Origin of the sequence: Herbiconiux moechotypicola, assembly GCF_024979255.1 — a bacterium.
Lineage (GTDB): Bacteria > Actinomycetota > Actinomycetes > Actinomycetales > Microbacteriaceae > Herbiconiux > Herbiconiux moechotypicola.
The window spans coordinates 41,884-67,793 of the sequence record NZ_JANLCN010000013.1 but is presented as its reverse complement, the minus strand read 5'-3'; the positions used below and the strand labels follow the sequence as shown (position 1 = coordinate 67,793).

24 protein-coding genes are annotated in these 25,910 nt (G+C 71.2%); 17 read left to right on the top strand and 7 right to left on the bottom strand.

The genetic code is table 11. The features are described from left to right. Positions 1-22: 22 nt before the first annotated feature. Entirely contained in the window at positions 23-1,519 is a 1,497-nt protein-coding gene (locus N1031_RS17615) for an aldehyde dehydrogenase family protein (RefSeq protein ID WP_259481096.1), read from the bottom strand. A 208-nt stretch (positions 1,520-1,727) separates the two neighbouring features. On the opposite strand from N1031_RS17615, the gene N1031_RS17610 reads away from it, so the two are divergent. The 6 genes from N1031_RS17610 (at position 1,728) to N1031_RS17585 (ending at position 8,289) form a co-directional block, all read left to right on the top strand. Continuing rightward, positions 1,728-2,396 carry a GntR family transcriptional regulator gene (locus N1031_RS17610; protein ID WP_259481095.1) on the top strand — a complete coding sequence of 223 codons (669 nt, stop codon included), beginning with the start codon at positions 1,728-1,730 and terminating at the stop codon, positions 2,394-2,396. A gap of 97 nt (positions 2,397-2,493) precedes the next feature. After that, positions 2,494-3,723 carry a M20 family metallopeptidase gene (locus tag N1031_RS17605; protein ID WP_259481094.1) on the top strand — a complete coding sequence of 410 codons (1,230 nt, stop codon included), beginning with the start codon at positions 2,494-2,496 and terminating at the stop codon, positions 3,721-3,723. 5 nt (positions 3,724-3,728) lie between these two features. After that, on the top strand, positions 3,729-4,724 hold the full coding sequence (locus N1031_RS17600) for an LLM class flavin-dependent oxidoreductase (RefSeq protein WP_259481093.1): 996 nt from the start codon (positions 3,729-3,731) through the stop codon (positions 4,722-4,724). 2 nt (positions 4,725-4,726) lie between these two features. Beyond that, positions 4,727-5,701, top strand: coding sequence for an aminopeptidase (locus N1031_RS17595; protein ID WP_259481092.1), 975 nt, complete (start codon positions 4,727-4,729; stop codon positions 5,699-5,701). A gap of 42 nt (positions 5,702-5,743) precedes the next feature. Then, positions 5,744-6,865, top strand: coding sequence for an aminotransferase class I/II-fold pyridoxal phosphate-dependent enzyme (locus tag N1031_RS17590; RefSeq protein ID WP_259481091.1), 1,122 nt, complete (start codon positions 5,744-5,746; stop codon positions 6,863-6,865). Then, entirely contained in the window at positions 6,862-8,289 is a 1,428-nt protein-coding gene (locus tag N1031_RS17585) for an amidase (protein WP_259481090.1), read from the top strand. The genes N1031_RS17590 and N1031_RS17585 overlap by 4 nt, the downstream gene beginning before the upstream one ends. On the opposite strand, the gene N1031_RS17580 is transcribed toward N1031_RS17585, so the two are convergent. Next, positions 8,273-8,953 (bottom strand): type 1 periplasmic-binding domain-containing protein, encoded by a 681-nt coding sequence (locus N1031_RS17580; RefSeq protein ID WP_259481089.1) that lies wholly within the window; start codon positions 8,951-8,953, stop codon positions 8,273-8,275. The genes N1031_RS17585 and N1031_RS17580 overlap by 17 nt on opposite strands. Before the next feature lie 199 nt (positions 8,954-9,152). Between N1031_RS17580 and N1031_RS17575 the strand changes: the two genes are divergently transcribed. From N1031_RS17575 to N1031_RS17545, 7 genes are all read left to right on the top strand, one after another. Next, positions 9,153-10,388 (top strand): HupE/UreJ family protein, encoded by a 1,236-nt coding sequence (locus N1031_RS17575; RefSeq protein ID WP_259481088.1) that lies wholly within the window; start codon positions 9,153-9,155, stop codon positions 10,386-10,388. A gap of 145 nt (positions 10,389-10,533) precedes the next feature. Further along, positions 10,534-12,939: a purple acid phosphatase family protein gene (locus N1031_RS17570; RefSeq protein WP_259481087.1), complete on the top strand. Its 2,406-nt coding sequence runs from the start codon at positions 10,534-10,536 to the stop codon at positions 12,937-12,939. A gap of 79 nt (positions 12,940-13,018) precedes the next feature. Beyond that, positions 13,019-14,122, top strand: coding sequence for a DUF916 domain-containing protein (locus tag N1031_RS17565; protein WP_259481086.1), 1,104 nt, complete (start codon positions 13,019-13,021; stop codon positions 14,120-14,122). Positions 14,123-14,171: 49 nt separating this feature from the next. Next, on the top strand, positions 14,172-14,747 hold the full coding sequence (locus N1031_RS17560; protein WP_259481085.1) for a hypothetical protein: 576 nt from the start codon (positions 14,172-14,174) through the stop codon (positions 14,745-14,747). Beyond that, positions 14,744-15,724 carry a PrsW family glutamic-type intramembrane protease gene (locus tag N1031_RS17555; protein ID WP_259481083.1) on the top strand — a complete coding sequence of 327 codons (981 nt, stop codon included), beginning with the start codon at positions 14,744-14,746 and terminating at the stop codon, positions 15,722-15,724. Before N1031_RS17560 ends, N1031_RS17555 begins: the two co-directional genes overlap by 4 nt. Positions 15,725-15,782: 58 nt before the next feature. After that, positions 15,783-17,069, top strand: coding sequence for a GAF domain-containing protein (locus N1031_RS17550; protein ID WP_259481081.1), 1,287 nt, complete (start codon positions 15,783-15,785; stop codon positions 17,067-17,069). 74 nt (positions 17,070-17,143) lie between these two features. Continuing rightward, entirely contained in the window at positions 17,144-18,364 is a 1,221-nt protein-coding gene (locus N1031_RS17545; protein WP_259481080.1) for an MFS transporter, read from the top strand. Here N1031_RS17545 and N1031_RS17540 read toward each other — a convergent pair. Then, entirely contained in the window at positions 18,333-19,286 is a 954-nt protein-coding gene (locus tag N1031_RS17540; protein ID WP_259481079.1) for an AraC family transcriptional regulator, read from the bottom strand. The genes N1031_RS17545 and N1031_RS17540 overlap by 32 nt on opposite strands. Positions 19,287-19,414: 128 nt before the next feature. On the opposite strand from N1031_RS17540, the gene exaC reads away from it, so the two are divergent. Genes exaC through N1031_RS17525 form a run of 3 tightly spaced genes read left to right on the top strand, consistent with a single transcriptional unit; the run spans position 19,415 to position 22,136 of the window. Further along, on the top strand, positions 19,415-20,992 hold the full coding sequence (gene exaC, locus N1031_RS17535) for an acetaldehyde dehydrogenase ExaC (RefSeq protein ID WP_259481078.1): 1,578 nt from the start codon (positions 19,415-19,417) through the stop codon (positions 20,990-20,992). Further along, complete coding sequence (locus N1031_RS17530; RefSeq protein ID WP_259481077.1) at positions 20,992-21,432, top strand: DUF779 domain-containing protein; 441 nt, start codon at positions 20,992-20,994, stop codon at positions 21,430-21,432. The genes exaC and N1031_RS17530 overlap by 1 nt, the downstream gene beginning before the upstream one ends. Before the next feature lie 29 nt (positions 21,433-21,461). Further along, entirely contained in the window at positions 21,462-22,136 is a 675-nt protein-coding gene (locus tag N1031_RS17525; RefSeq protein WP_259481076.1) for a hypothetical protein, read from the top strand. On the opposite strand, the gene N1031_RS17520 is transcribed toward N1031_RS17525, so the two are convergent. Next, complete coding sequence (locus tag N1031_RS17520) at positions 22,129-22,521, bottom strand: hypothetical protein (RefSeq protein ID WP_259481075.1); 393 nt, start codon at positions 22,519-22,521, stop codon at positions 22,129-22,131. The two genes, N1031_RS17525 and N1031_RS17520, sit on opposite strands and share 8 nt — an antisense overlap. Before the next feature lie 133 nt (positions 22,522-22,654). Between N1031_RS17520 and N1031_RS17515 the strand changes: the two genes are divergently transcribed. Then, positions 22,655-23,335 (top strand): DUF1345 domain-containing protein, encoded by a 681-nt coding sequence (locus N1031_RS17515; protein ID WP_259481074.1) that lies wholly within the window; start codon positions 22,655-22,657, stop codon positions 23,333-23,335. A gap of 22 nt (positions 23,336-23,357) precedes the next feature. Here the strand turns inward: N1031_RS17515 and N1031_RS17510 are convergent, their stop codons facing one another. From N1031_RS17510 to N1031_RS17500, 3 genes are all read right to left on the bottom strand, one after another. Further along, a complete protein-coding gene (locus N1031_RS17510) occupies positions 23,358-24,365 on the bottom strand; it encodes an acyltransferase family protein (protein WP_259481219.1) in 1,008 nt (335 codons plus the stop codon). A gap of 67 nt (positions 24,366-24,432) precedes the next feature. Next, a complete protein-coding gene (locus N1031_RS17505) occupies positions 24,433-24,927 on the bottom strand; it encodes a hypothetical protein (RefSeq protein ID WP_259481073.1) in 495 nt (164 codons plus the stop codon). 284 nt (positions 24,928-25,211) lie between these two features. After that, positions 25,212-25,739 carry a hypothetical protein gene (locus N1031_RS17500; protein WP_259481072.1) on the bottom strand — a complete coding sequence of 176 codons (528 nt, stop codon included), beginning with the start codon at positions 25,737-25,739 and terminating at the stop codon, positions 25,212-25,214. Positions 25,740-25,910: the final 171 nt, after the last annotated feature.

Here is a 25,910-nt window from a genome sequence, read left to right as displayed (position 1 = left end):
ACCATCCTGACACGCCCGCGACTCAGGAGAGGTCGATCCACACCGTCTTCGTCTGCAGGTACGGCTCCAGAGCCTCGCGGCCCAGCTCCTTGCCGTAGCCGGAGGCCTTGAACCCGCCGTAGGGGATCGCCACGTCGAACATGCCGTAGGTGTTCACCCACACGACGCCGGCGTGCAGGCCCGCCGAGACCCGGTGCGCACGGCCCACGTCGCGCGTCCACACGCCTGAGGCGAGGCCGAACGCGGTGTCGTTGCCCTTTGCCAGCGCCTCCTCCTCGGTGCTGAATCGGCCGACCATGCCCACGGGCCCGAAGATCTCCTTGCGCATGATGTCCATCTCGGGGGAGACGTCGGTGAAGAGCGTGGGCCGCACGAAGTACCCGCCCGCCAGGGACGGGTCGTCGACCGGTGAGCCGCCGACCACGGCCGTGGCGCCCTGGGCGACCCCGGAGGCGATGAGCGAGTCGACCCGGTCGCGCTGCTCCGCGCTCACGAGCGGCCCCATGGTCGTGCCGGCGGCAAGGCCGTTGCCCAGCTGCACGGCCGCCACCTTCGCGGCGAGGCCGTCGACGAACGCGTCGTAGATCGAGTCGTGCACGAACACCCGGGCGCCGGCGATGCAGCACTGACCCTGGTTGAAGTAGACCGCGCCGAAGGTGCCCTCGATCGCCTTCTCGAGGTCGGCGTCCTGGAACACCAGCGAGGGCGACTTGCCGCCGAGCTCGAGCGAGAGCCGCTTCATGTTGCCGCCCGAGGCCTCGAGGATCTTGCGGCCGGTGGCGTTCTCGCCGGTGAAGGTGATCTTGTCCACGTCGAGGTGCCGCGACAGCGGGGCGCCCGCGCCCGGGCCGTCGCCGGTGACGACGTTGACCACTCCGGGCGGGAAGCCGACCTCGAGCATGAGCTCGACCAGGCGGAGGGCCGACAGCGGGGTCTGCTCGGCGGGCTTCAGCACCAGCGTGTTGCCGGCCGCGAGCGCGGGGCCGAGCTTGTAACCGCACATGAGCAGCGGGAAGTTCCACGGGATGATGGCGCCCACCACGCCGACGGGTTCGCGCAGCGTGTAGACGTGGAACGGCATGCCCGAGGCCGGCGCCATGGTCTCGCCCTCGATCTTCGTGGTCCAGCCCGCGTAGTACTTGAACAGCGAGCCGGCCAAGGGCACGTCGAGCACGGTCGACTCCCCGGTGGGCTTGCCGTTGTCGAGGGTCTCGAGCTGGCCGAACTCGTCGGCGCGACGCTCGATCTCCTCGCCCAGGCGCCACAGCAGCTCGCCGCGGCGGGAGGGGGAGAGGGCGTTCCACACCGGGAGCGCGGCGCGCGCGGCGGCCACGGCGTCGTCGACGTCGGCGGCCGTGCCCGCGGCCACCGACGTGAGCACCGCGCCTGTCGCGGGGTCGAGCACGGTGATCGTGCCCCCGTCGCTCGCCGGCCGCTGCACGCCCCCGATGATGAGGCCGTGCTCGCGGTCGAGGAAGCGCCGGACCTCGGGAAGGATGCTGTCGCTGGGCGTCGCCATGGCGTCTCCTGGTTCAAGAAAAGATCTGATATCTCATCTGAGGCTAAAGGAGAGGTCTTCGGGCGGCAATTCTGCACCCGCTCCGTTACAAGGAATTTACGAGCGGGCGTCCACCTGGGGACCGCTCATCGCTGTTCAGGAAAAGATCTGAGATACCATATTGCCTCAGGGCGCCCCAGTCGGAGACGCCGGGGATGGAAGAGTGCACGTGTCGACTGCGATCAGGGATTCGCTCGAGCCGCTGCAGGTGAAGGACGTCGTCTACCTGCGTCTGCGCGACCGCATCGTCGACCACACCTTCACCCCGGGGGAGTCACTGCGGGAGGTCGCCCTCTCCGAGCTCTTCGGGGTGAGCAAGACCCCCATCCGCGAGGCGCTGGTGCGGCTCGAGCAGGACGGGCTGGTCGAGATCGCCCCGTATCGCGGCGCCCGGGTGCGGGTGCACACCGCCGACGACGTGCGCGAGCTCTTCGACGCCCGCGGCATCCTCGAGACCGAGTGCGTGCGCCGCGCCGCGCTCACGGGCGACCCTGACGTGATCGCCTCGCTCGAGCGCAATCTCGCCGAGACGGCCGTGGCGCTCGAGGCCGACGACTTGGCGGCCGCAGCCGCGGGCCTGGATGCCTTCGACGACATCCTCTTCGCGATGCTCGACAACAAACTGCTGGCAGGGGTGTTCGAGCGCCTGAGCCTGCACCTCAGGCTCATCGGTTCGCTCGGAGCGACGGCCGAGCGCTTCGCCGAGTCGCTGGAGTTCCACCGCGCGATCGTCGAGGCGATCCGCGACCACGACGGTGCCGAGGCCGCCCGGGCCATGCGGGCGCACATCGCCTCCGTGCGCGACCGTCAGATCGAGCGGCTCGCGCTCGAGCCGTAACAAGGTGTTTACGTGGCGGGCCCCGTTCGGCCTTGTGCGCCCTCTCGTCAAAGATAAGATCTAATACATCAGATCTAATCAGAGAGAGGGGCACCGGATGCCTGACCTCACCGAGAGCGGTGTCACGAGCGATGTCGACATCGCCGAGGTCGTCGCGGCGCACATCGACGTCGACCGGCTCGTCACGCTCGTGCAGGACGTCTGCCGCATCCCGAGCATCCTCGGCGAGGAGGGGCCCCTCGCCGAGTTCCTCGCCGGCGTGATGGCGGGATCGGGCTTCGACGACGCCCGCACCCAGGACGTGCTGCCGGGCCGCCCCAACGCGATCGGCCTGCTCGACTTCGGCGGCGGCCCCGAGGCCGGCAAGACCGTCGTGTTCACGGGGCACATGGATACCAAGCCGGTCTCGCACGGCTGGAAGCTCACCGAGCCGTTCTCGGGCGAGATCATCGACGGCGCCGTCTACGGCCACGGCATCATGGACATGAAGGCCGCGCTGGTGTGCCAGATCATCGCCATGGAGGCGCTGCGCGCTTCGGGCCTGCCGCTCAAGGGCCGGCTCGCCATGGCCGCCGTCTCCGACCACATGGGCGACCAGCTCGGCTCCATCAAGTATTTCGAGGAGTACACCGCCGACCTCGCCGTGCTCGGCGAGCTCAGCGACAACGAGATCTTCCTCGGCCACCGCGGCCGCTACTACTACGACGTGCACGTGCGAGGCATCTCAGCCCACACCTGCCATAAGCCGCTCGCGGTGAACGCCAACATGCTCGCCGCGCACGCCATCATCGAGCTCGACGCCTCGAAGCTCGAGCCGCAGCTCGAGGAGTGGGTGACGAGCCTGTTCGGCCCCGAGACCTTCATGTCGCCCGGGCGCGTCTACGGTGGACTGCCGCCGGGAGGCCCCTCGATGATCCCCGACGAGTGCGTCATCCGCGTGGACTGCCGTCCGCAGCCCGGTGTCACGCTCGAGGAGGTGCGCGCCGAGGTCGAGCGGTGCCTGGCCAAGGCGAAGGAGCGCGAGCCGCGCTTCGAGGCCGAGGTCGTGCTGGCCGACGTGAAGCCCGGCTACCTCGCCGCCCCCGAGGCCGAGGTGACGCAGCTCATGATCCGCGCCGTGCGCTCGGTGCGCGACGCGGAGCCCGAGCTGCAGGTGGCGGGCTGGCTGGGCGACACCGCGAGCTTCGGCGACCGCATCCCGACCATCATCTTCGGGCCGGGCGGCGAGCCGGTGTACTGCCCCGACGAGCACCTGTCCATCGACGACATCGTCGAGGCCACCAAGGTCTACGCCGCGTTCGCCGCCTACGCGCTGCTGGAAGACTGAGCGGCATGAGATCAGGCGTCGCCCTCCAGCCGGCCTACGACCCCGACACCTTCGGCGACATCGTGCAGAAGAGCGAGGAGTGGGGGCTCGACGAGCTCTGGCTCACCGACTCGTCGCTGCACTCGCGCTACTCCTACTCCTATCTCACGATCGCGGCCCTGCGCACCTCGCGCATGACCCTCGGCACCGCGGTGACGAACCCGGTCACCCGCCACCCGGCGCTCGGTGCCGTGGCCATCTCGACCATCGACGAGATCTCGGGCGGGCGCGCGATCTACGGCATCGGCGCGGGAGACCGACCGCTCGAGGCGCTCGGCTACAAGCCGGCCCGCCTGGCGCTGCTGGAGGACTCCATCGAGGCCGCCCGGCGACTCTGGACGGGCGCGAGCGTCACCTGGCAGGCCCGCGGCTTCGAGCTCGACGACGCCCACATGCGCTTCCCTCCGCAGCGCCCCGACATCCCCGTCTACATCTCCGCGTCGGGGCCGAAGACGCTCGAGCTGGCCGGCCGCGTGGCCGACGGAGTCATCCTGCTCGCGGGCCTGCACCCCGACGGCCTGCAGTACGCGCTCGACCACATCGACCGCGGGGTCGACATGGCCGGCCGCTCCGAGCGCCCGCAGATCACGGTGTTCGCCTACGGGCAGATCTCCGACGATGAGGAGGCGGCGCTCGCCTCGGCGCGCACCATCGCCGCGTGGTTCCCCCAGACGGCACCCATGTACTGCGAGCTCGCCGGGCTCTCGCCCGAGCTCATCGAGCGGGTGCGTGCGCTCTACGCGGGCGGTGAGTTCCAGGAGGCCGAGGAGGCCGCGAAGCTGCTCCCCGACGACTTCGTCTACCGCATGGCTCTGGCCGGCGGAGACGCGACGGTGCGCGAGCACATCGCCACGCTGGAGTCGCTCGGCATCGACTCGATGACCGTCTTCCCCATCGGCGGCACCGTGGAGAGCCGGTTCGCCACGGTCGAGGCCTACGCGCGCATCGTGAGCGGGGCGTGACCGTGTGCGCCATACCCGAGGCCACCGTCGCGCGGGTGCTCGACACCTGCCTCGGCGTGCGCGCGGGGGAGAGGGTGGCGCTGCTGCGCGACCCGGGAACGGATGCGGCCGTGCTCACCGCGCTCGCCGCCGGTCTCGAGGCGCGCCGGGCCGTGCCCGTGCTCGTCGAGGTGCCGGCCTTCGCGGTGCCCGGCACCGAGCCGCCGGCCGCGGTGGCCGAGGCCCTGCTCGCGGCCGACGCGGGCATCGAGCTCACGAGCGCCTTCATCGGCTCCAGCCGGGCGCGCCAGGCGGCGACCGCCGCGGGCCGCCGCTACCTCGCCATGCCCGCGGTCGAGGCCGGCACCTTCCGCCTCGGCGGACCGCTCGACGTCGACTTCGACGGCCTCGTCGCCACCACCCTCGCCCTCGCCCGCGCCTGGGAGGAGGCGGAGGAGTACCGCATCACGACCCCCGGCGGCACCGACCTGCGCGGCTCGGTCGCCGGCCGAAAAGGGCGCGCACTCACCGGCGTGGCCCGCAACCCGGGCGACTACATGGCGCCGCCCGACGTCGAGTCGGGCACCGCTCCGGTGGAGGGCTCGTCGAACGGCGTCGTGGTGATCGACGGCGACTTCCTCTTCATGGGCCGCGGCCCGGTCTCCTCTCCGGTCGAGCTCGAGATCCGCGACGGACAGCTCATCGGGCTCGACGGGGTGGAGGGCGAGCGGCTCACCGAGATGATCGCCCGCGTCGGCGACCCGCGCATGGCCAACCTCGCCGAGGTGGCGGTCGGTCTCAACCCGCAGGGCTCGGTGTGCGGCGTGCCGATGGAGACCGAGTCCACCAAGGGCAGCGCCCACATCGCCTTCGGCAACTCGATCGCCTACGGCGGCACGGTCGCCGCCCCCGCCCACCTCGACTGCGTCATGCGCGACGCGACCGTCTACCTCGACGGGGTGCCGCGCATCGTCGGCGGCGAGCTCGTCGCCGCGTAAGCCGCCCTCGCCGCGCATCCCGACCCCACAGACAGGATCCCCATGACCTCGCCCCGCTCCTCCGGTGCGCCCTCCTTCGAAGCCCTGCTAGGGCGAGACGACATCGTCTGGATGGGTCAGAACACCACCCACCTCGAGCCGGCGCCCGAGGTGGTCGCCGCCCTCGAGGAGGCGACCGCCCGCCACGAGTTCTCGGTCTACGCCCCCGCCGGCGGCTTCGCCGAGCTGCGCGAGCGCATCGTCGACGACCTGCGCGGCCCCGGCTCCACCCTCCCGCTCGACGCCTGGGTGACCGACGGCGCCGTCGGCGGCCTGCACCACATCTGCACCACGCTGGCGCCGAAGCTCTCGCAGATCATCGTGAGCGACCCGGGATGGCCGTGGCCCGCGCGCTTCGTCTCGCTCTCGGGGGTCCCCATCCGGGTGCTCTCGGTCTACGACCAGTCCACCCACCTCATGCAGGCCGAGCAGATCGCCGAGGTGATCTCCCCGAACTCGCTGATCTACCTCATCGACCCGCTCAACCCGCTGGGCTCGAGCTACACCCGCCCCGAACTCGAGGCGATCGTGGCCCTGGCCAGGGAGACCGGCTCGACCATCATCCACGACTGCACCTACCGCCACTTCGCCGACGGGCACTCGCTCGCCGCCGAGCTCTACCCCGAGGGCACCTTCAGCACCTACAGCTTCTCGAAGTGGCTGGGGCTCGCGGGCCTGCGGGTGGGCGCGATCGTGGCCGACCCCGAGCTGCTCTCCACCGTCACCGCAGTGCCGGCCAACCCGCTCGGCGCGGGCATCCTGGGCCAGCGCGCCGCTCTCGCGGGCCTCCGGGTGAAGGACTCCTGGCTGCAGAACCTGCGCGCGACCAACCGCGCGAACCTCGAACGGGTGGAGCAGATCGTCGACGCGAGCGGGCTGGGCTCGGTGATCGTGTCGCCCTCGCAGGGCAACTTCCTCGCCGTCGACCTGGGCGCATCCGGATGGTCGGCCGACGCCCTGTGCGATTCGATGCTCGAGGACGGCGTGTTCATCAGGCCCGGCACCTACCAGTCGCCGCTGCACGGCGAGCGCTTCGTGAAGGTCTCCACCTCGGTGCCGCCGGAGTGGATCGAGCGCTTCGGCGAGGTGTGGAACGATCGCGCGGCCTGGGGGTCCGGCGCATGAGCGGCTACCGCGAGCTCGGCGTCGACGAGTACGAGTCGCTGAGCGCCGTGCAGCTCGGCCGCCGGGTGGCCACCGGCGAGCTCTCGCCCGTGCAGCTCGCCGAGTGCGCCCTCGAACTCGCCCGGGCCGCCGAACCCGCCCTCAACGCCTATGCGGCGTTCATGCCCGAGCGGGCGCTGCGGGATGCGGCGGAGCGCGAGGCCGAGGCCCGCGACGGCCGGGTGCGCGGCCCGCTGCACGGCGTGCCGATCGCCTCGAAGGACAACATCGCGATCGCCGGCGAAACCCTCGGCAAGGGCTCGCTCACGAGCTCCGACGCCCCGCAGCCCACCTCTTCGCCCTTCGCCGCCCGGCTCCTGGACGCCGGCGCGGTCATCATCGGCCGCACCACCACGCCGGAGTTCGGCTGGAAGGGCACCGGCATCTCGCCTCGCACCGGGGTGAGCCGCAACCCCTGGGACGTCACCCGGAACACGGGCGGCTCGAGCGCGGGCTCCGGCGCCACGGTCGCCTCGGGAGCCGTGCCGATCGCCACGGGCACGGATGCGGGGGGCTCGGTGCGCATCCCGGCCGCCTTCTGCGGAGTGGTGGGCCTGAAGCCCACCCTGGGCGCCATCCCGGTGTGGCCGGGCACCGTGAACGAGAACCTCTCGCACGCCGGCCCGCTTGCACGCACCGTGGCCGACGCCAGGGCCGTGTTCGAGCTCGCCCGCGGGGCCGACCCCCGCGACCCCCAGTCGGCGTTCTCGACCGCCGTGCCCGCTGAACCGGGCCGGGTGCACCGGGTGGGCGTCGTGCGCGCTCCCTTCGGCATCGAGCCCTCCGACGAGGTCGGTCGGGTGTTCGACGACTCGCTGCGACTGCTCCGGGACTCCGGCGTGGCCGAGTTCGTGGAGGTGGAGCTGCCCGCCGAGTTGCCGCGCCGCATCTTCGAGTCGCTCTGGGTGACCGGGCGCGGCTACGGCTTCCACGAGCTCATCCGGGAGCACGGCGACATCATGGACCCGGGGCTCGCGCGCCTCGGGGCGCTGGCCGAGGAGTACACCCTGCCAGGCTTCCTGGGCGCGCTGGTCGACCGGCGGGCGTTCAACGCGGCGTTCTTCGCGCTGTTCGACGACCTCGACCTGCTGCTTACCCCCACCATGCCGATCACGGCCTTCGCGGCCGATGCCGAGGTGCCGCCGGGCGGCGAGGCCGACGCTCAGCTGCCGTGGATCACCTGGACGCCCTACACCTACCCGTTCAACATCACCGGTCAGCCCGCCATCACCATCCCCACCCACCTCCGGCCGGGCGCCCTCCCGGTGGGGCTGCAGCTGGTGGGGCCGTGGGCGCACGACCAGCGGGTGCTCGACGTCGCCGAACGCTTCGAGGCGGTGCTCGCGCCCACGCACGAGACCCGGGTGGCTAGGGCAGCGCGATGACGATGCCGGTGATGCCGTGCACGACGGCGGCCACCCCGGCGGAGAGCCCCGCGGCCACGCGGTCGGGAGTGTAGCTCGCGGGGTCGACCGCGTCGTCACCGCTGATGCCGCTGCCGCGGAAGCTGGCCCCCGGCCAGATGACCGAGGTGACGTTCTCGGTGGGTTCGGGCAGTTCGGCGCCCACGACGAGGAAGCGCTGATCGAGGTGCTGCGCCGAGATGAGCGAGAACACGTCGACGATGCCAGCGCCCGCCCCCAGCACGAGGTCGACCCTGGCCGTCGTGGCGTCGACGATCGCCGACTCCACCTCGTCGCCGTCGGCGGCCGTCACCACGTCGAGTTCGACGCCGTCCCGCTCCGCCCATTCCTCGGTCGCCGCCACCACCTGCTCGGCGGTCTCGTCGGCCGTCGCGGCGACGAGGGTGACGCGGTAGCCCCGCGGAACCGCGACGCCGGCCCACGATCCGGCCTCCGGAGTGATGGTCGCCTCCGGCGAGGGTGAGGGGTTGCCACCGAGGAACCCCTCGCCGAGGGGTGACGGCGTCGGAGAGGCCGACGAGACGGCCTGGCTCGCGGCCGTGCATCCGGTGACCAGGAGGAGGACGGCCAGTGCCGCGGTGGCGGATCCGGCGAGGTGGCGGCCGGGCGCCCGGTGTCGCAGCATGTCGTCCTCTCCCGCGCCCCGCGGGCGCCCTGCGGAATGGTGTCAGCTGCGGGCCGGGCCGCGGTGGAGCGCCGGTTCTTCGCGGGTGAACACGACGCGAACGGATGGGGTCGCCGGCATCGTTCTTCTGGGGTTCTCACCGTGTCCTCCGCTCGTTCACCGGCGTGGAGGAGGTTTCGAGGTCGTCAGGAAGGACCCGATGACCCCCACCACCCACCGCGGCAGGCTCGCCACGATCGCCGCTGCCGCCCTCGCCGCCGCGGCGATCGCCGCCGTGCCGCTGGCCGCCGCTGCACCGGCCGCCGCCCACGGCTTCACCTCCACCGCGTACGTCTCGCTCGACCGCCCGGCGGGCACGGCCGACGTGGTCGCCGAGCTCGGGCTCGAGTACGACCTGCTCGTCGTCTCGGCCGCCGATGCCGCCCACGACGACTCGCTGTTCGAAGACGGCATGGCCGTGTTCGAGACCGGTGACGAGGTCACCGCGCTGCGTGCGCATCCGGAACCCGTGATCGACTACGTGACGGAGCGGTTCACCGTCGCCGCCGGCGGAACGGCGTGCGTGCCGCGGCAGTCGGGCGACTTCAGCGTGACCGAACGCGACGGCGTGCCCTACGTCGGACTCGGGCTCGACTACGCCTGCTCCGCCGGTGCGGAGGGTGCGCCGGTCGAGTTCTCGAGCACGCTCTTCGCCGACGACGAGGGGTACGTGACGGGCACCGAGACGATCGTCGACTACGACCTCGACGGGCATGCCGCGAGCGTGGCGCTCGGACAGGGCGACGCGTCGTTCTCCACCGAGCAACCGTGGACGGAGCGGTTCGCCGAGTTCTTCCTGCTGGGAGCGGAGCACCTGCTGGGTGGGCTCGACCACATCCTGTTCCTGCTCGCCCTCATCGTGGGCTCGCGGCGGGTGCGCGACGTGGTGCTGGCCGCCACCACCTTCACCGTGGCCCACTCGGTGACCTTCCTGCTGGCCGCGCTCGGCCTGGTGTCGGTGCCGTCGGCCGTCATCGAGCCGATCATCGCGCTCTCGATCGCGGTGGTGGCGCTCTGGTACCTCTGGGGCGTGTGGCGGCGGCCGGTGTCGGAGATGCTGCCGGAGAGCGCCCGGAAGGGCCGGCTGGGCCTGGACCGGCCCGACCTCGTGCGGCTCGCCGTGGTGTTCGCCTTCGGGCTGGTGCACGGTCTGGGTTTCGCCGAGGCGCTCGGCATCGACGAGCCGTGGTCGTGGACGCTGCTGTGGTCGCTGCTGGTGTTCAACGTGGGCATCGAGGCGGTGCAGCTGGGCATCATCGCGGTGGTGTTCCCCGTGCTGATCCTGCTCAGGCGGCGCCTGCCCAGGGTCGGGTTCTGGGCCGCGGCGGTGGTGGCGGCCGGAGTGGCGATCGTGGGCACGTACTGGTTCGTCGAACGGCTGCTCGGCGTCGGATGATCGCCACCGGTTGACCGCGGTCATTGACCCGGCGGCTACCGCCAGGGCGGCCGGAGTTCACGAGTGGTTCACAGAGGTCAACGAGTTTGAATGAGCGCGACCGCGCACCGATACGCACACGCTTGCGAAAGGCACAGACGAGTTCATGACGATCAGGAAATCGACGCGGGTGACGGCGACCATCGCCGCCGCTGCTCTCGTCGCGGCCGGGGGGATGCTCACCGCAGTCCCCGCGTCCGCGGCGGAAGAGCTTCCCGAGACCTTCCTCAGCACCAGCAGCAGCTGGCGCTACTCCGACAACAACACCGACCCGGCCGCCGGAGACCCCGACCGCCTGGTCTGGACGAAAGCCGGCTACGACGACTCCGCGTGGAAGACGGGCACGGGTGCCTTCGGCGCCAAGAACGGGGCGGCGGTGCCGGATCTCGGCGCGAACTTCCCCGTCACCACCGTGCTGAACCAGTACATCGACCCCACCGCTGCGAGCAAGGTCGACGTCCCCACCTTCCACTTCCGCACCGCGTTCGACGTGACCAGCGGGCAGATCGCCGAGTTGGCGGGCCTCACCGGCTCGATCACCTATGACGACGCCGTGCAGATCTTCGTCAACGGCACCAAGGTCGCGGGCTTCGTCGACGACCGCGTCACCGCCGTCGACGACAGCCAGAAGAACCTCACCTACGCCGGCAACGGCGGCGGCGACCCGGTCAGCTCCACCTTCGTCGTGCCGTCGGCGGTGTTGCAGCCGGGCTCGAACACCATCTCGGTGGCGCTCTACCAGGACCGCGCGACCTCCAGCGACGCCTACCTCGACCTCAAGTCGCTCGTGCCGCTGCCCGTAGACGCGGGCGCGGCCTCGATCTCCGACCTCGTGCTCGGCGTCGGCTCCGACGAGTCGCAGCGCATCGTCACCTGGTACTCCTCGGCCGACACCACCCAGCAGCTGCAGTTCGCCCCCGCCTCCGAGATGGCCGGAGGGGCGTTCCCCGCCTCACCGACCGTGGTCGCGGCCACCGGCGGCGTCACCACGAGCGGTGAGTACAACCGCACGGCGACCATCACCGGGCTCGCCGAGAACACCGCCTACGTCTACCGCGTCGGCGCCGAGGGTGCCTGGTCGGCGGTCAACTCGTTCCGCACCCAGTCCTTCTCGGGCGACTTCGACTTCCTGTTCTTCGGCGACCCGCAGATCGGCTCGTCGGGCAACGTGGCGAGCGACTCGGCCGGCTGGGCCGACACCCTCCAGGTCGCCACCTCCACCTACCCCGACGCCGAGCTGCTGTTCTCGGCCGGCGACCAGGTGGAGAGCGCGAACAGCGAGGCGCAGTACGAGGCGTTCCTCAGCCCGTCCGAGCTGCGCGAGATCCCCTTCGTGGCCACCAACGGAAACCACGACGTGGGCTCGAAGGCCTACGAGCAGCACTTCGTCACCCCCAACACCGACCGCACCGCCGGCCCCGCCAGCGGCTCGGGCTCGGGTGGCGACTACTGGTTCATCCACAAGGGCGTGCTGTTCATGGACATCAACTCCAACAGCCGTGACTACACCTCGCACATCGCCTGGATGCAGCAGGTCGTGGCCGAGCAGGGCGCGAACGTGCAGTGGAAGGTGCTCGCCTTCCACCACTCGATCTACTCGCCCGGCCCGCACGCCACCGACAGCGACGTGATCGACCGGCGCAACGTGCTGCCGACCGTCATCTCCGACTTGGGCATCGACGTGGTGCTGCAGGGTCACGACCACAGCTACGCGCGCAGCTACCTCATCAAGAACGGCGAGAAGGCCGACCCGGCCGAAGAAGCCGGCGCCGACTCGGTGGTCGCGGGCCCCGGCGGCGTGCTCTACGTCACCTCGAACTCGGCCTCGGGCTCGAAGTACTACAGCCTGCAGAACAGCAGTGCGTTCTGGTGGCTCTCGGTGCAGAACCAGGAGCAGGTGCGCAACTACACCGCCGTCGAGGTGAGCGACAACTCGATCGCCATCAAGACGCTCCGCAGCCAGGCCAGCGGCTCGATGCCGGTGAACAGCGTGGTCGATGAGGTCACCCTCAGCCGCGAGGTCGTTCCGGATGAGGACACGCAGGAACTGCAGGTGATCGTGCCCGAGTCGGCCCCCGGCGAGTTCGTGTGGAGCGTCGACGGCACGAACGGCCTGGTCGACCTCGGCACCGCCGAGGAGAACGGCGACCACTACGCCGCGACCGGCTCGATCAACCCGATCCGCGTCACCGACACCCGCAGCGCCGGGCCGGTGTGGTCGATCTCGGCGCAGGTGGGCGACTTCACCACCGGCACCGAGACCTTCTCGGGCAAGTACCTCGGCTGGACCCCCTCGGTCACCGAGGCCGGCGGCGGAGCCCTCGCGGGCGACGCCGTGGTCTCGGGCTTCGAGTCCGGCGACGGCCTCTCGGCCCCGTCGACCCTCGGCCACGCGGAGTCGGGCCACGCGCGCGGCTCGGCCAAGCTGGGCGCCGACCTCGACCTGAAGATCCCGGTCGACGTCACCGACGGCACCTACCGTGCCACCCTCACGCTCACCGCACTGAGCTGAGTCCCGATGGGGCGGGCGCCCGCGCGGCGCCCGCCCCATCCCTCCTTCCTCCTCACCGCCCCGCACACGAAAGTCCCCGATGACTCCGCATCGCCCTCGCCGCACCCTCCTCGCCGCCGCCACGTTCGTCGCGGCGGCTCTCGTCGCTCTCCCGACCCTGCTCGGCACCGCGGCCGCCCCCGCCTCGGCCGAGACCGACGTGACCTGGGGCGTGCGCACGGGCGACGGCGACTGCGGCGTGCAGCGCGAGAACTACGCCTACGTCGTCGACCCCGGCGCCGAGCTCGACGATGCGATCGTCGTCACCAACCACGACTCCGCGCCCCTCGAACTCGACCTCTACGCCGCCGACGGCTTCACCACCACCAGCGGCCAGCTCGACGTGGGCGGCCGCGACGACGCGGCCTCGGGCGTCGGTGCCTGGATCGACCTCGCCTCCGACCACCTCGTCCTCGAGCCCGGCCAGAGCCAGGAGGTACCCTTCCACCTCGAGGTGCCCGACGGCCTCGCCCCCGGCGACTACGCCGGCGGCATCGTGAGCTCCCTGCCGCAGCCCGAGCTCGAACAGGGCATCAGCGTCGACCGCCGCCTCGGCATCCGTGTGCTCGTGCGCGTGGGGGGCGACCTCACGGCGGGTCTCTCGGTCACCGACGTCTCGCTCGAGTACAGCGGAGGGTTCGACCCGTTCGCCGCCGGCACCGCGACGGTCGCGTACACGGTCACCAACACCGGCAACGTGCAGCTGAGCGGCGGCCAGACTGTCACCGTCGCCGGTCCGTTCGGGCTCTTCCCCGTCGTCGCCGGCGAACTCGGCACGATCCCTGACCTCCTTCCGGGAGAGAGCTGGCAGGTCGAGGCCGAGGTCGACGGCGTGCTGCCGCTGGTCTGGGTCACCGCCACCGCAGCGGTCATCCCGGTGGTCGCGGCCGACGCGGGACTCGACTCCGCGGAGTTCGACCCCGTCGAGGGCGGGGCGGGCGGCTGGGCCGTGCCGTGGACGCTGTTCGTCGTCCTCCTCCTCGTGGCGGTGGCCGTCGTGCTGCTCGCCGTCGTGCGTCCGCGGGTGCGGCGCGCCCGTGCCCTGCGGGAGCAGGCGCGGGTCGACGAGGCGGTCGCCGCCGCCCTGCTCGAGCAGGAGAAGCTCGAGCAGGAGAAGAGAGACGTGCAGCCCGAGACCGTGTGACCGGATGCGCGACTGGCGCCCGCGACGAGCGGCCCGGTAGTGTCCGGGCATGGGTTCGTACCTCCGGCGCGATGCCGGGGTGTCGGCCGTCATCCTCGGCGTCGGCGCGCTGCTCACCGGCTCGGCGTTCGACGCCGATGCGTTCGCGCCCGATCGGCCGGACGACCTGGTCGGCTTCTACCAGCGCGAGACGCTGTACTCGTCGACCGATGCCGTGGCGGGCTACCTGGCACCTGAGGGGTGGGAGACGACCGACCTGGGGGACTCCGCCGCCGCGTACGCCGGCATCGAGGTGGGGCTCGACGATGTCGAGCTCGAGCTCAAGCTGCTCGAGGAGGTGGACGCCGCCGACCCCGCCGCCGCGCTCGGAGAGGCGTTGTCGCGTGACGTGGAGGGCCTCGAGACGGCGACCACCGCATCCGGTCTCGCCCTCACCACGGGATGGTTCGCACTGCCGGAGGGCCACACCGGCCGGGCCTCTCTCGTCTCCCCGGGAGACGGAGACACGGTCGAGCCCGACGAGGCGGCGCTCCTCGTCGTCGTCGACTACCCGGCCACGGCCGACGAGGAACGGGTGCTGGCCGCGGTGCGCTCCCTCCTCGACTCGGTGGAGATCGTGCGATGAGCGCCGCCGCCGAACCGCCGCTGGCGCGCAGACTGCTGTTCTGGGTCGTCGTGGGGATGCTCGTGGTCTCGCTCCTCATCGACGCGACGGTGTTCACCGACGCCGTCGAGATGCCCGAGGCGGCGCTCGCGGCGTGGCTGACGGTGGTGGTGCAAGGCGTGCTGGCGCTGGCGCTGCTCGGCCTGGCCGACCCGCTCCGGCGGCAGCGGGCGGTGCTCGCCGTGCTCGCGGTGCTCTGGGGCGGGATCGTCGCGGCGAACGTGGCGGCCCACGCCAACACCGCGCTCGGCTCGCTGCTCACCAAGGCGGGCCTGGCGAGCATCGAGGCGGCCATCACCGCGCCGCTCAACGAGGAGACCTTCAAGCTGCTCGGAGTGCTGGCCGTACTCGTGCTGAGCGTGCCCTCGCGACTCACCGCGATGGACGGCTTCGTCTACGGCTTCCTGGTGGGCACCGGGTTCGACCTGATCGAGAACGTCTCCTACGCCTACCAGGCCGCGCTCGAGGTGGAGGGAGGCGACGCCCAGTTCGCCGCGGCGCTCGCCAGCAGCGTCGACCGACTGGTGCAGGGTTTCGCCCTGCACGCGTTCTGGACCTCGATGACCGGAGCCGGACTCGCCGCCGCGCTCGCCGCGGGCCGAGGGTCACGATGGCGGGGCTGGCTGCTCGCCGCCGGCCTGTTCCTCGCCGCACTCGTGCTGCACTCGCTCTGGGACCTCCCCGCGCTGTCGGCGTCGACCGCGAGCCAGGACGCCTTCGTCGTCATCCTCACGCTCGTCGTGGTGCTCGCCACGGCGGCCGTCTGGCGCTGGAGCCTCGGCGGGGAGCGCAGGCTCGTCGTCGCCGACAGCCGGATGCTCGGGGTGGCGCCACCCGCATCCGTCTGGTCGCTGTGGCGGCCCGAAGTCGGCGGCCGCACCCGTGCCGTCGAGCGCGCGGTGCGAACGGGCACTGGCATCGAGGCCGGCATCGGGTGATACTGGGACCGCGATCGCCGCTGCGCTCGCGCCGCCGTCGAAGAGGATCGGGGGAGACATGAGCAGTCCCTGGCTCGCGCTCCCCGACGGCTCGGCCCGGCGACGAACCCGCCGCGTGGTGTCGGAATCGTGGGAACGCGCCCGCAGCAACGCGCTCGACCCCGAGCGATTGCTGCCCGACCTCGCCGTGGGCGAAGACGTTTTGGTCGACTTCAGGAGCGCGCATCCGCTGGCGCCGGTGCTGCCCGTCATCCGCAAACTGCTCGTGCGCGACGCCGAGGGGTCGGGCCTGCTCGTGGCCGTCGGCGACGAGATGGGCAGACTGCTGTGGGTGGAGGGCGATCGCGCGGCCAAGCGCCGGGCCGAGCAGATGCGGTTCGTCGAGGGGGCCGGTTGGTCGGAGCAGCAGGTGGGCACCTCGGCCCCCGGCACCGCGCTGGCGCTCGACCACGGCATCCAGATCCACGACGCCGAGCATTTCAACCGCCTGGTGCACGGCTGGAGCTGCACGGCGGTGCCCGTGCACGACCCGGAGACCCGGCGCATCCTGGGCGTCATCGACATCACGGGCGACGAGCGCGCGGTCGACCCGCACACCCTGCCGCTCATCGAGGCGACCGCGGCCGCGGCGGAGGCCGAGCTGATGGTGTTGCGGCTGCAGGCCCTCCGTGAGCGCGGCGATCGGGCGGCGCAGAGTACGAGCATCGCGGGTTTCGGCGCGCCCGCGCCCCGGGCCTCGACACCGCCGTCGCCGGCACGAGCGCGGCCGGCCGCCCTGCACGTGCTCGGCCGCGACACCGGCGAGCTCGTCACCGCGGCAGGTCCGTTCGAGCTGAGCACCCGGCACTCCGAGATCGTCACGCTGCTGGCCTGGCATCGCGAGGGCCTCTCCGCCTCCCGGCTCGCCGACCTCGTCTACGGCGACGACGCCGTGGTCACCCTCCGCGCCGAGATGGTGCGCCTGCGCCGGGTGCTCGAGTCGTCGGGGTCGGGCATCGTGGTGGAGTCGAGGCCCTACCGTCTCACCACGCCGGTGGAACTCGACGCCCACCACGTGGTGTCGCTGCTGGATCGAGGGGCTCACCGCGTGGCGCTCGCGGCCTACCGGGGGCCGCTGCTGCCCGGGTCGGAGGCGCCGGGCGTCGACGAGGTGCGCACCAGGCTGCGCGTTCGGCTGCGCGAGGCGATGCTCACCGACGCCGCGCTCGACGTGCTGCTCGACTACGCCGGCACCGAGGAGGGGCAGGGCGACGCCGAGGTGTGGACGGCCGCGCTGCGGTTGCTGCCGCCCAAGTCACCCCGCCGCGCCGGCATCGTGGCGCACCTGGAGTCGCTCGAGCGCTGACCCGCGCGGACGATCTGCACGGTTCGCCCGACGATCTGCCGCATCGCGGAGGCGCCGGGCCGGTTGTGCTCTCCATGACCAGCACCACCGCATCCGTTCCGGGCACCGGTTCGGTTCCCGTCCGTTCCGCCGCTCCCGAACCCGCCGGCCCTGCATCGTGGGCCGGCGTCGCCTCGCTCGGGCTCGGCGTCTTCGCCCTCGTCATGGCCGAGTTCCTCCCGGCCAGCCTCCTCTCCCGCATCGCCGCCGACCTCGGGGTCTCCGACGGCGTCGCCGGGCAGTCGGTGAGCATCACCGCGATCATCGCGGCCGTCACCGCGCTCACCCTGCCCGTGGTGCTGCCGCGCATCGACCGGCGCACGGTCATGCTCGGGCTCACAGCGCTCGCCATCCTCTCCGACCTGCTCGTGGCGCTCGCCCCCAGCTACCCCGTGCTGCTCGCCGCCCGGGTTCTCATCGGCATCGCCCTCGGCGGCTTCTGGGCGCTCGCCGTGGCCATGACCGCGAGCCTGGTGTCTCCAGCGCGGCTCGGACGCGCGATGACGGTGGTGAACACCGGCGTCTCGCTCGCCACGGTCGCCGCCATCCCGCTCGGCACCTGGCTCGGTGAGGTCTGGGGATGGCGGTGGGTGTTCGTGCTCGCCGCCGGGGTGGCGGCTCTCGCCCTCGTCGCCCAGGCCGCGCTGCTGCCGCCGGTCGCACCCGCGGGGGTGCCGGGGTTCAGGCCTCTGCTGGCCACCCTGCGCTCGCGACTCATCCTGCTCGGGCTCGTCGCGACCGCGTTCATCGCGGGTGGGCACTTCACCGGATTCACCTACATCCGCCCGGCCGCGGCCGAGATCGGCGGCCTCGACGCCTCGGTTCTCGCCGCGCTGCTGTTCGTCTACGGCGTCGCCGCGTTCGCCGGCAACCTGGTGGCCGGCCCGCTCGCCGACCGGCGGATGCGCGTAGCGGCCGTGCTCGTGCCGCTCGTGCTGGGTGCGGCGATGATCGTGTTCGCGCTCTCCGGAGGTTCACCCGTAGGCGTGGTGGCCGGGGTGGCGCTCTGGGGCCTCGGGTTCGGCGCCGTGCCCACCACCCTCATGACCTGGATGGCCCGCGTGGAACCGACCCGTCTGGAGAGCGTCGGCGGCCTGCAGGTGGCCGCCTTCCAGGTTGCCATCGCGGTGGGAGCCGTCGTCGGCGGGCTGCTCGTCGACTCGGCGGGGGTCGCGCCGGCGGTGCTCGTGGGAGGCTTGTCCGCGCTCGCCGGGGCCGGCCTGCTCAGCGTGCTGCGACTGCCGGCGCGCTCGTGACGGTGGCGGTGACGGTGGGGATGCGCGGTGCCGGCCGTGCATCCCGCCGCCACTGGGTCGGCGACACGCCCACCGCCCGGCGGAAGGCGCGGCTGAACGCCTCGTCGGAGCGGTAGCCCAGCTCCTCGGCCACCCGGCCGACGGTGGGGCCGCCCGGAACGAGCAGCTCCTTGGCGCGGTCCATCCGCACCCGGCCCAAATACTCCAGGGGCGTCGCCCCGACCGCGACGCGGAACTGCGCGGCGAACACGGAGCGTGAGGAGCGGGCCAGCCGGGCGAGGCCGGCCACGGTCCAGGCCTCGCCCGGGCGGGCGTGGATCGCCTCCACCGCGCGGGCGACGTGGGGGTCGCGGAGCGCCACCGACCGGCCGGCGACCGACTCCGTCTCCCCGGCGCCGCCCGCCGCGCCCGCCTCCGCCCAGGTGCGCACCGCCGAGGCGAGCACGAGCTCGGCCAGCCGGTCGATGAGCGTCGTGGCTCCGGCGCGGGCCCCGCGATGCTCGCGCACGAGCTGTTCCAGCACCGCGCCCACGAACGGCTCACCGCCCGACAGGCAGCAGACCGTGAGCAAGGCGGGCAGACCGCCCATCGCCGCGAGGGTCGCCAGATCGGGCCGGAGGGTGAGGGTGAGCAGCTCCGACCCGTCGAGGGCCGTCACGCTGTGTGCGCCGCCGCCGGGCAGCACCACCACATCGCCGGTGCGCGCGATCCCGCACACCTCGTCGCCGCACAGGCTCACCGAGCCCGAGATCACATGGTGGAGCACCACCGGGCGCTCACCGGCGGGCGGTTCGAAGCGCTGTCGGTCGCCGAGCGCCAGGGCGGTCGTGGCGGCCGCACCGCCCGCGAACCGCAGGCGCCCGATGAACGCGCCCAGCGCATCCGTCTCACCCGCCGCCACCGTCCCGACCGTCGCCCTCATGTGTCGGTACAAGGCTCCCGCGACCCGAGCCATTCCCGCCGCCGTGAGTGAGCCCGCGCAACGGGGTGCAACCTTCGCGGGCGTAGCGTGCTGCGCATCCGACACCGTCGTCGATTAGGAGCACTCTCATGACCATCATCGATCGTCCCGACGCCGAGACCGCGGCCCCGGCGCCCTCCGCACCCAACGTCTACGCGAATCCGGGCACGCCCGGTTCCGTCGTCAGCTTCAAGCCGCGCTACGACAACTACATCGGCGGCAGGTACGTTCCGCCGGCGAGCGGCCAGTACTTCCAGAACCCCAGCCCGGTCAACGGCCAGGTGTTCACCGAGGTCGCCCGCGGCACCGCGGCCGACGTGGATGCGGCGGTCGAGGCGGGCTGGAAGGCCTTCGAGGCCTGGGGCAAGACCAGCGTCGCCGAGCGCGCCGTCATCCTCAACCGCATCGCCGACCGCATGGAGCAGAACCTCGAGCTGCTCGCCGTGGCCGAGACCTGGGAGAACGGCAAGCCGGTGCGCGAGACGCTCGCCGCCGACATCCCGCTCGCCATCGACCACTTCCGCTACTTCGCCGGCTGCATCCGGGCGCAGGAGGGCGGCATCTCCGAGCTCGACCATGACACCATCGCCTACCACTTCCACGAGCCGCTGGGGGTCGTGGGGCAGATCATCCCCTGGAACTTCCCCATCCTCATGGCGGTGTGGAAGCTCGCTCCGGCGCTCGCCGCGGGCAACTGCGTGGTGCTGAAGCCGGCCGAGCAGACGCCGGCGTCGATCCACGTGCTGCTCGGGCTCATCGAAGACCTGCTGCCGGCCGGTGTGCTCAACATCGTGAACGGCTTCGGCATCGAGGCCGGTGCGCCGCTCGCGAGCCACAACAACATCCGCAAGATCGCGTTCACCGGCGAGACCACCACCGGCCGGCTCATCATGCAGTACGCGAGCGAGAACCTCATCCCGGTCACCCTCGAGCTCGGCGGCAAGAGCCCCAACGTGTTCTTCGCCGACGTCGCGGAGGAGAAGGACTCCTTCTACGACAAGGCGCTCGAGGGCTTCACCTTCTTCGCCCTCAACCAGGGCGAGGTGTGCACGTGCCCGTCCCGCGCCCTGGTGCAGCGGTCGATCTACGACGGCTTCGTCGCCGACGGGCTCGACCGGGTGGCGAAGGTCAAGCAGGGCAACCCGCTCGACGTGTCGACCATGATCGGCGCGCAGGCCTCGAACGACCAGCTCGAGAAGATCCTGTCGTACATGGACATCGGCAAGCAGGAGGGCGCGCGGCTGCTCACCGGCGGTGAGCGCGCCGACCTCGGCGGCGACCTCTCCGGCGGCTTCTACGTGCAGCCCACGGTGTTCGAGGGCAAGAACTCCATGCGCATCTTCCAGGAGGAGATCTTCGGGCCGGTGCTGGCTCTGACCAGCTTCGACGACTTCGACGACGCCATCTCCATCGCCAACGACACCCTCTACGGCCTCGGCGCCGGCGTCTGGTCGCGGGGCGCATCCCAGCTCTACCGGGCGGGGAGGGCCATCCAGGCCGGCCGGGTGTGGTCGAACACCTACCACCAGTACCCGGCGCACGCGGCCTTCGGCGGCTACAAGCAGTCGGGCATCGGGCGCGAGAACCACCGCATGATGCTCGACCACTACCAGCAGACCAAGAACCTGCTGGTGTCGTACGCCGACGGGCCGATGGGCTTCTTCTGATGCCCGACACCGCGGCCGGCACGGCGACCGGCACCGCGGCGCCCGCCGTCTCGCGGGTCGACGTGACGGGTGCCGCAGCCGACATGCTGCGGCACCTCGCCGCCACCCACGGCCAGCTCATGTTCCACCAGTCGGGCGGCTGCTGCGACGGCTCGTCGCCGATGTGCTACCCCGTCGGCATGTTCCGGGTGGGGGCGTCGGATGTGCACCTCGGCACCCTGCACGTGGAGGGCATCTACCCCGTCGACGTGTACATGTCGAGGTCGCAGTTCGAGTACTGGAAGTACACCCACCTCACCATCGACCTCGTCGACGGGCGGGGGAGCGGCTTCTCGATCGAGGCGCCGGAGGGCAAGCGGTTCATGATCCGCTCCAGGATGCTCGACGACCGCGAACTGGAGGCCTTCGGACTGGCGACTCACGGCTCCGTCTCACCGTGATGCGGGCCCCCGCTGGGTAGCCTGAGGTCATGTCGACGCTCAGGCACCCGGTGGGCCCCCAGCCCAAGCGCGTCTACTGGCGCCGGCGGCTGGTGGTGCTGTTCGTGCTGGTCGCGATCGTCGCCATCGTGGTGCTCATCGTCGTGCGGCCCGGTTCCGGCGATGCCGCCACCGCGCCGGCGGCCACGCCGAGCGGCAGCGCGGCGGCCTCCGATACCTCCGGCACGTCTGGCACCGACGCCACCCCCGCGCCCGGCTCCGTCGAAGGCGCCGCCGACGGCTCGACCACGGTCGAGGGCGGCCCGTGCGACCCCGCCGACGTGAGCGTGGTGCCCGTCACCGACGCCACCAACTACACGGCCGGGGCCATCCCGCAGATCTCGTTCACCATCACCAACACCGGCACCGTCGCCTGCACCGTGAACGCCGGCACCTCGCAGCAGGTCTACACCATCACCAGCGGAGACGAGGTGTACTGGACCTCGACCGACTGCCAGACCGACCCCACCGACACCGAGGCGCTGCTCGCGCCCGGCGTGCCGGTGGCCTCCACGCCATTCGCCTGGGACCGCACCCGCTCCTCGCCCGACACCTGCTCGGCCACCGACCCACCCCAGGTGCCCGCCGCCGGCGCCTCCTACCACCTCGCGGTCTCGGTCGCCGGCATCCCCTCCGCCACCACCCAGCAGTTCATCCTCAACTGAACGTGTACGTGAACGAGCCTTGAACCGCTGCACCCTGGATCCTGACGGTTGCCGTGAAGATGTAAGGGACGCCGGTCGGGAAGTCGGCCAAGGTGATCGACGCATTCCCTGACTCGTCGACCACGAAGTTCGACGAACCGATGGTGGCTCCTCCGGTGGGCGTCCAGGTGACCCCGCCGGTGAGGTTCTGGGCTCCACTCGGGATGTTGTCGACCGTGATGAACAGGCGGTACCAGTCGAACGATCCGGTGTAGGCGATTCCGGTGATGGTGACAGAAGGTGCTGCACCGCTTGCCGCGGCCGCGGGGGCAGTGACCCCCAGGGCGATCACCGGAACCGACCATGCAGCTCCGGTGAGGACGGTGCGTCGAGATACGTCTTTCATCTGCTCCCCCAAGCCGTACGCGTGCTTCGCAGCCCCAGGCTACCGTGACCGCCTCCGAGGTCCGACCAGGCTCCCCCGTCTGGCCATGCTCACGCATTCGCCACTACCCTGAGTTCTCGTGGATGGAGGTTCGGTGAGAGCGGGGGCCGCGGCCGCGATGGTCGGCGGACTCGCTCTGCGGGTGGTCGACCTCGTCGCGCAGGCGCTGCTGGTGTGGGCGGGGGCGCTGCTGGTGTTCTCGGCCGAGACCGACGACGAGATCTTCGGGGTGCTGATCACCTGGTGCCTGTTCGGGTCGCTGTACTGGCTGGCCGCGGTGATCGTGGTCTCGGTGAGCGCGCGGCGGGTGCCGTCGGGCCCCGCGCATCCGCTCATCGCGTTGATCGACCTCAACCCGTTCACGCGGTTCATCAGCTCGTTCGCCACCTTCGCCGCGAGCCTCATCGGGGTGACCGCGGCGGTGCAGCTGCTGTTGCTGCGGGGCGAGCCCGACTGGCGTGGAAGCATCGACCCCGTCGCGGTGTGGGCGATGCTGCTGTCGTGGGCTCTCTTCCACTGGGGATTCGCGCGCATCTACGAGCGCCGTTACCGGCGAGCGGTCACGCCCCCGCTGGAGTTCCCGAAGACCCCGCGGCCGCGCCTGGCCGACTTCGTCTACTTCGCGTTCACGAACGCGACCGCGTTCTCGGTCTCCGACGTGAACGTCACCGACACCCGGATGCGGTGGACGGTCGTGTGGCACACCACGCTGAGCTTCTTTCTCAACGCCCTGCTCATCGTGCTCGTCATCAACACCATCACCGCGAGCTCCTGACCGACAGAGCCGGGATGCGCGATCAGCGGGCGGCGGCCTTGCGGCGGAATCTCGGCAGGGTGAAGAGGAACCCGAGGCCGATGCGCGTGGCCAGGGCCTCGAGGCCGACGCACACGGCCAGGGTGGCGGCCAGCAGCAGCCAGGGGTAGACGGCCACGACGAGCGGGCGGTCGCGGATGGCCTCGGCCGCCTCGGGGAACTCGAGGAAGAAGTCGTTGACGAGCACGAACACGAACGGATGCACGAGGAAGATGGCGAGGGTGTGCCGGCCCAGATAGCGGAACGGCGCGGCGATGCGCTTCGCCCCGAGCCTCACCGCGAGCTGGATGCCGAGGGCGACCCCTACCGCGCCCGCCACCAGCAGCACCCCGAAGTCGATCGAGGTGACGAAATACAGTGTGGTCAGCGCGGCGTAGCTCGCCGCCGTCGCCAGCAGTGGAGCGAACCCGGTGCGGGAGGCCACCCAGTCGATGATCTGTGGAGCGCGGGCGGCGAGGGCGTAGAACACGAACGAGCGCAGCAGATGCTGGGGCAGTCCGTCGAAGAAGGTCGTGCCGACCACCGAGGCCGCGATGCCGAGCGCGAGCACGGCACCGAGTGACCACGAGCGGGTGAGCCTCGTCACCAGGAAGAACACGACCAGCGCGTACAGGTACCACAGTGCGGTCTGCGGCTCGATGAGGTTCTCGGCCACGAATCGCACGGGATCGACCGACCCGCCGTGGCCGAGCCGCTCGCGCGCCAGGTCGAACAGCGCGTTCAGTACGATCCACACCCCGTAGAGGTACACCAGCAGCCACACGCGTCTTCGGCCCACGGCGGCCCAGGGTCTCCAGAGCGCCCTCGCGGCGAGGTATCCGGAGACGAGGAAGAACAGCGGCATGCGCAGCGGCAACGAGGCGTCGACCACGACGCTCACCAGCTCGCTGCCGGGCGATCCGTAGAAGAAGTAGATGTAGTGCAGCACGAACAGATGCAGCAGCACGACCAGCACGATGCTCAGGCCACGGGCGAAATCGGGCCACGCCAGCCGGTCGTTCTCGACTGGATCGATGACGAGCCCCTCTTCTCGGCGGAGCCTCCAGCCTACGTGAGCGTCACGTCGGCTCGGCGACGATGTAGGGGTTGCCGTACCAGGTGCGGGTCGATCCGTCGGAGGCGACGATCACGACCTCCACGGTGTAGGTGCCCGGAGGCACCGGTGGGTCGACGATGTCGTCCCCGTCGGCGGTCGCGCCGAAATCCACCGAGCCCGTCTTCGCCACCGTGTCGGAGCCGGTGCCGATGGCGGTCTCCACCGGAACGCCGTTGCCGTCGTCGTAGAGCAGTGTGGCGGTCCAGGTGTAGCCGATCGTCTCGGGTCCGTCCGCGCTCCACAGGTAGGTGAGTGTCGCGCCGCTCCAGTCGAGCCCGGTGTCGGCGCTCTCCGTGATCACCCCGACCGTGAGCGTGAGGAGGTCGACCAGCCCCGGCGAATCGGAGGCGGCGGCCGCCGGAGCCGCCACGGCGGCGACCACGACGGGCACCGACCAGACGCCCGCCGCGAGAACGCTCCGGCGGCCGAGCGTGTCGTTGTCAACCGGTGATCGCATCTCCGCCCCTCAGCCGACACGAACGATGCCGTCAGTGTAGACCGCCGTGCACCGAGTGGGGGAGGGATTCGGGGAGAAGGCCTCCCGCCAGCAGCGTTTGGGGTCGCGCTGACGGGAGGCCGCAGACCGTCGCACCCGGGGAGTTGGGTGACTCCCGTGCCGGGGTACGGCCGTCGCGACCATACAGACGTCATCGGGTCGGACCATTCGAACCTACGATGATCCGATCCCGACGGCGAGCCCGGGGCCGAGAATTCTCAGAAATCGTTAGCCAGGGCGACTCGTCAGGTGGTGAACGGGTAGTCGTGGCTGTCGGAGCCCGAGACCCCGGTGCCCACGATGTTGCCGGTTGTGGCGATGGTCGCCGGCAGGTATCCACTCGCCGCGGTGAAGGACACGATCGTGGGTGCGGTGAAGGCTGCCGAGGCGCTCGCTCCGGGTGCCAGGGTGCCGGTGAAGGTGAAGGTGATCGTCGAGATTCCGGAGGCGATCGTCCAGGTGCCACCGCTGGTCGTGGTGAAGCTGGGAGGCGCCGCCGTGATCCAGAAGTCGGTGGGGTTGGGCGCGAGGGTCATCACCACGTCGAACGAACCCGTGAACGTGTTCACGAGATCGTCGTTGGTGACGGTGGCACTGAGACCGTATCGGTAGCCGCTGCGGTAGTCGGTGCTCGGGCTGATGAGACCGTAACTCAGGGCGAGCGGGATGGTCGTAGAGGCGGCGGCCAGCGGAGTGGCGACGGCGAGGGCGACGACCGGCACCGACCAGGCGGCGGCGGTGAGGACGGTACGGCGTTCGAGTTCTTCCGGCATGAATCCCCCAGATTCGTGTCGTGCGACAGGTGATTGTCGATGACCGTAGCGCACCCTCGGAGGGCGTGAGGGCCGATGACCCCTGGAATGGGGGAGCGGAGACGCCAATTCGTCATCCGGTGAAACAGGACGGAAACACCGGGGAAACATCACGCGGCCAGCATGCCGAGT

Bases quoted from the DNA above. Each gene is read 5' to 3' on its own strand.
- N1031_RS17615 (WP_259481096.1), bottom strand. From the start codon at position 1,519: ATGGCGACGCCCAGCGACAGCATCCTTCCCGAGGTCCGGCGCTTCCTC.
- exaC (WP_259481078.1), top strand. From the start codon at position 19,415: ATGACCATCATCGATCGTCCCGACGCCGAGACCGCGGCCCCGGCGCCC.
- N1031_RS17605 (WP_259481094.1), top strand. From the start codon at position 2,494: ATGCCTGACCTCACCGAGAGCGGTGTCACGAGCGATGTCGACATCGCC.
- N1031_RS17580 (WP_259481089.1), bottom strand. From the start codon at position 8,953: ATGCTGCGACACCGGGCGCCCGGCCGCCACCTCGCCGGATCCGCCACC.
- N1031_RS17575 (WP_259481088.1), top strand. From the start codon at position 9,153: ATGACCCCCACCACCCACCGCGGCAGGCTCGCCACGATCGCCGCTGCC.
- N1031_RS17540 (WP_259481079.1), bottom strand. From the start codon at position 19,286: ATGAGGGCGACGGTCGGGACGGTGGCGGCGGGTGAGACGGATGCGCTG.
- N1031_RS17565 (WP_259481086.1), top strand. From the start codon at position 13,019: ATGACTCCGCATCGCCCTCGCCGCACCCTCCTCGCCGCCGCCACGTTC.
- N1031_RS17600 (WP_259481093.1), top strand. From the start codon at position 3,729: ATGAGATCAGGCGTCGCCCTCCAGCCGGCCTACGACCCCGACACCTTC.
- N1031_RS17550 (WP_259481081.1), top strand. From the start codon at position 15,783: ATGAGCAGTCCCTGGCTCGCGCTCCCCGACGGCTCGGCCCGGCGACGA.
- N1031_RS17505 (WP_259481073.1), bottom strand. From the start codon at position 24,927: ATGCGATCACCGGTTGACAACGACACGCTCGGCCGCCGGAGCGTTCTC.
- N1031_RS17590 (WP_259481091.1), top strand. From the start codon at position 5,744: ATGACCTCGCCCCGCTCCTCCGGTGCGCCCTCCTTCGAAGCCCTGCTA.
- N1031_RS17530 (WP_259481077.1), top strand. From the start codon at position 20,992: ATGCCCGACACCGCGGCCGGCACGGCGACCGGCACCGCGGCGCCCGCC.
- N1031_RS17555 (WP_259481083.1), top strand. From the start codon at position 14,744: ATGAGCGCCGCCGCCGAACCGCCGCTGGCGCGCAGACTGCTGTTCTGG.
- N1031_RS17500 (WP_259481072.1), bottom strand. From the start codon at position 25,739: ATGCCGGAAGAACTCGAACGCCGTACCGTCCTCACCGCCGCCGCCTGG.
- N1031_RS17560 (WP_259481085.1), top strand. From the start codon at position 14,172: ATGGGTTCGTACCTCCGGCGCGATGCCGGGGTGTCGGCCGTCATCCTC.
- N1031_RS17545 (WP_259481080.1), top strand. From the start codon at position 17,144: ATGACCAGCACCACCGCATCCGTTCCGGGCACCGGTTCGGTTCCCGTC.
- N1031_RS17585 (WP_259481090.1), top strand. From the start codon at position 6,862: ATGAGCGGCTACCGCGAGCTCGGCGTCGACGAGTACGAGTCGCTGAGC.
- N1031_RS17525 (WP_259481076.1), top strand. From the start codon at position 21,462: ATGTCGACGCTCAGGCACCCGGTGGGCCCCCAGCCCAAGCGCGTCTAC.
- N1031_RS17570 (WP_259481087.1), top strand. From the start codon at position 10,534: ATGACGATCAGGAAATCGACGCGGGTGACGGCGACCATCGCCGCCGCT.
- N1031_RS17520 (WP_259481075.1), bottom strand. From the start codon at position 22,521: ATGAAAGACGTATCTCGACGCACCGTCCTCACCGGAGCTGCATGGTCG.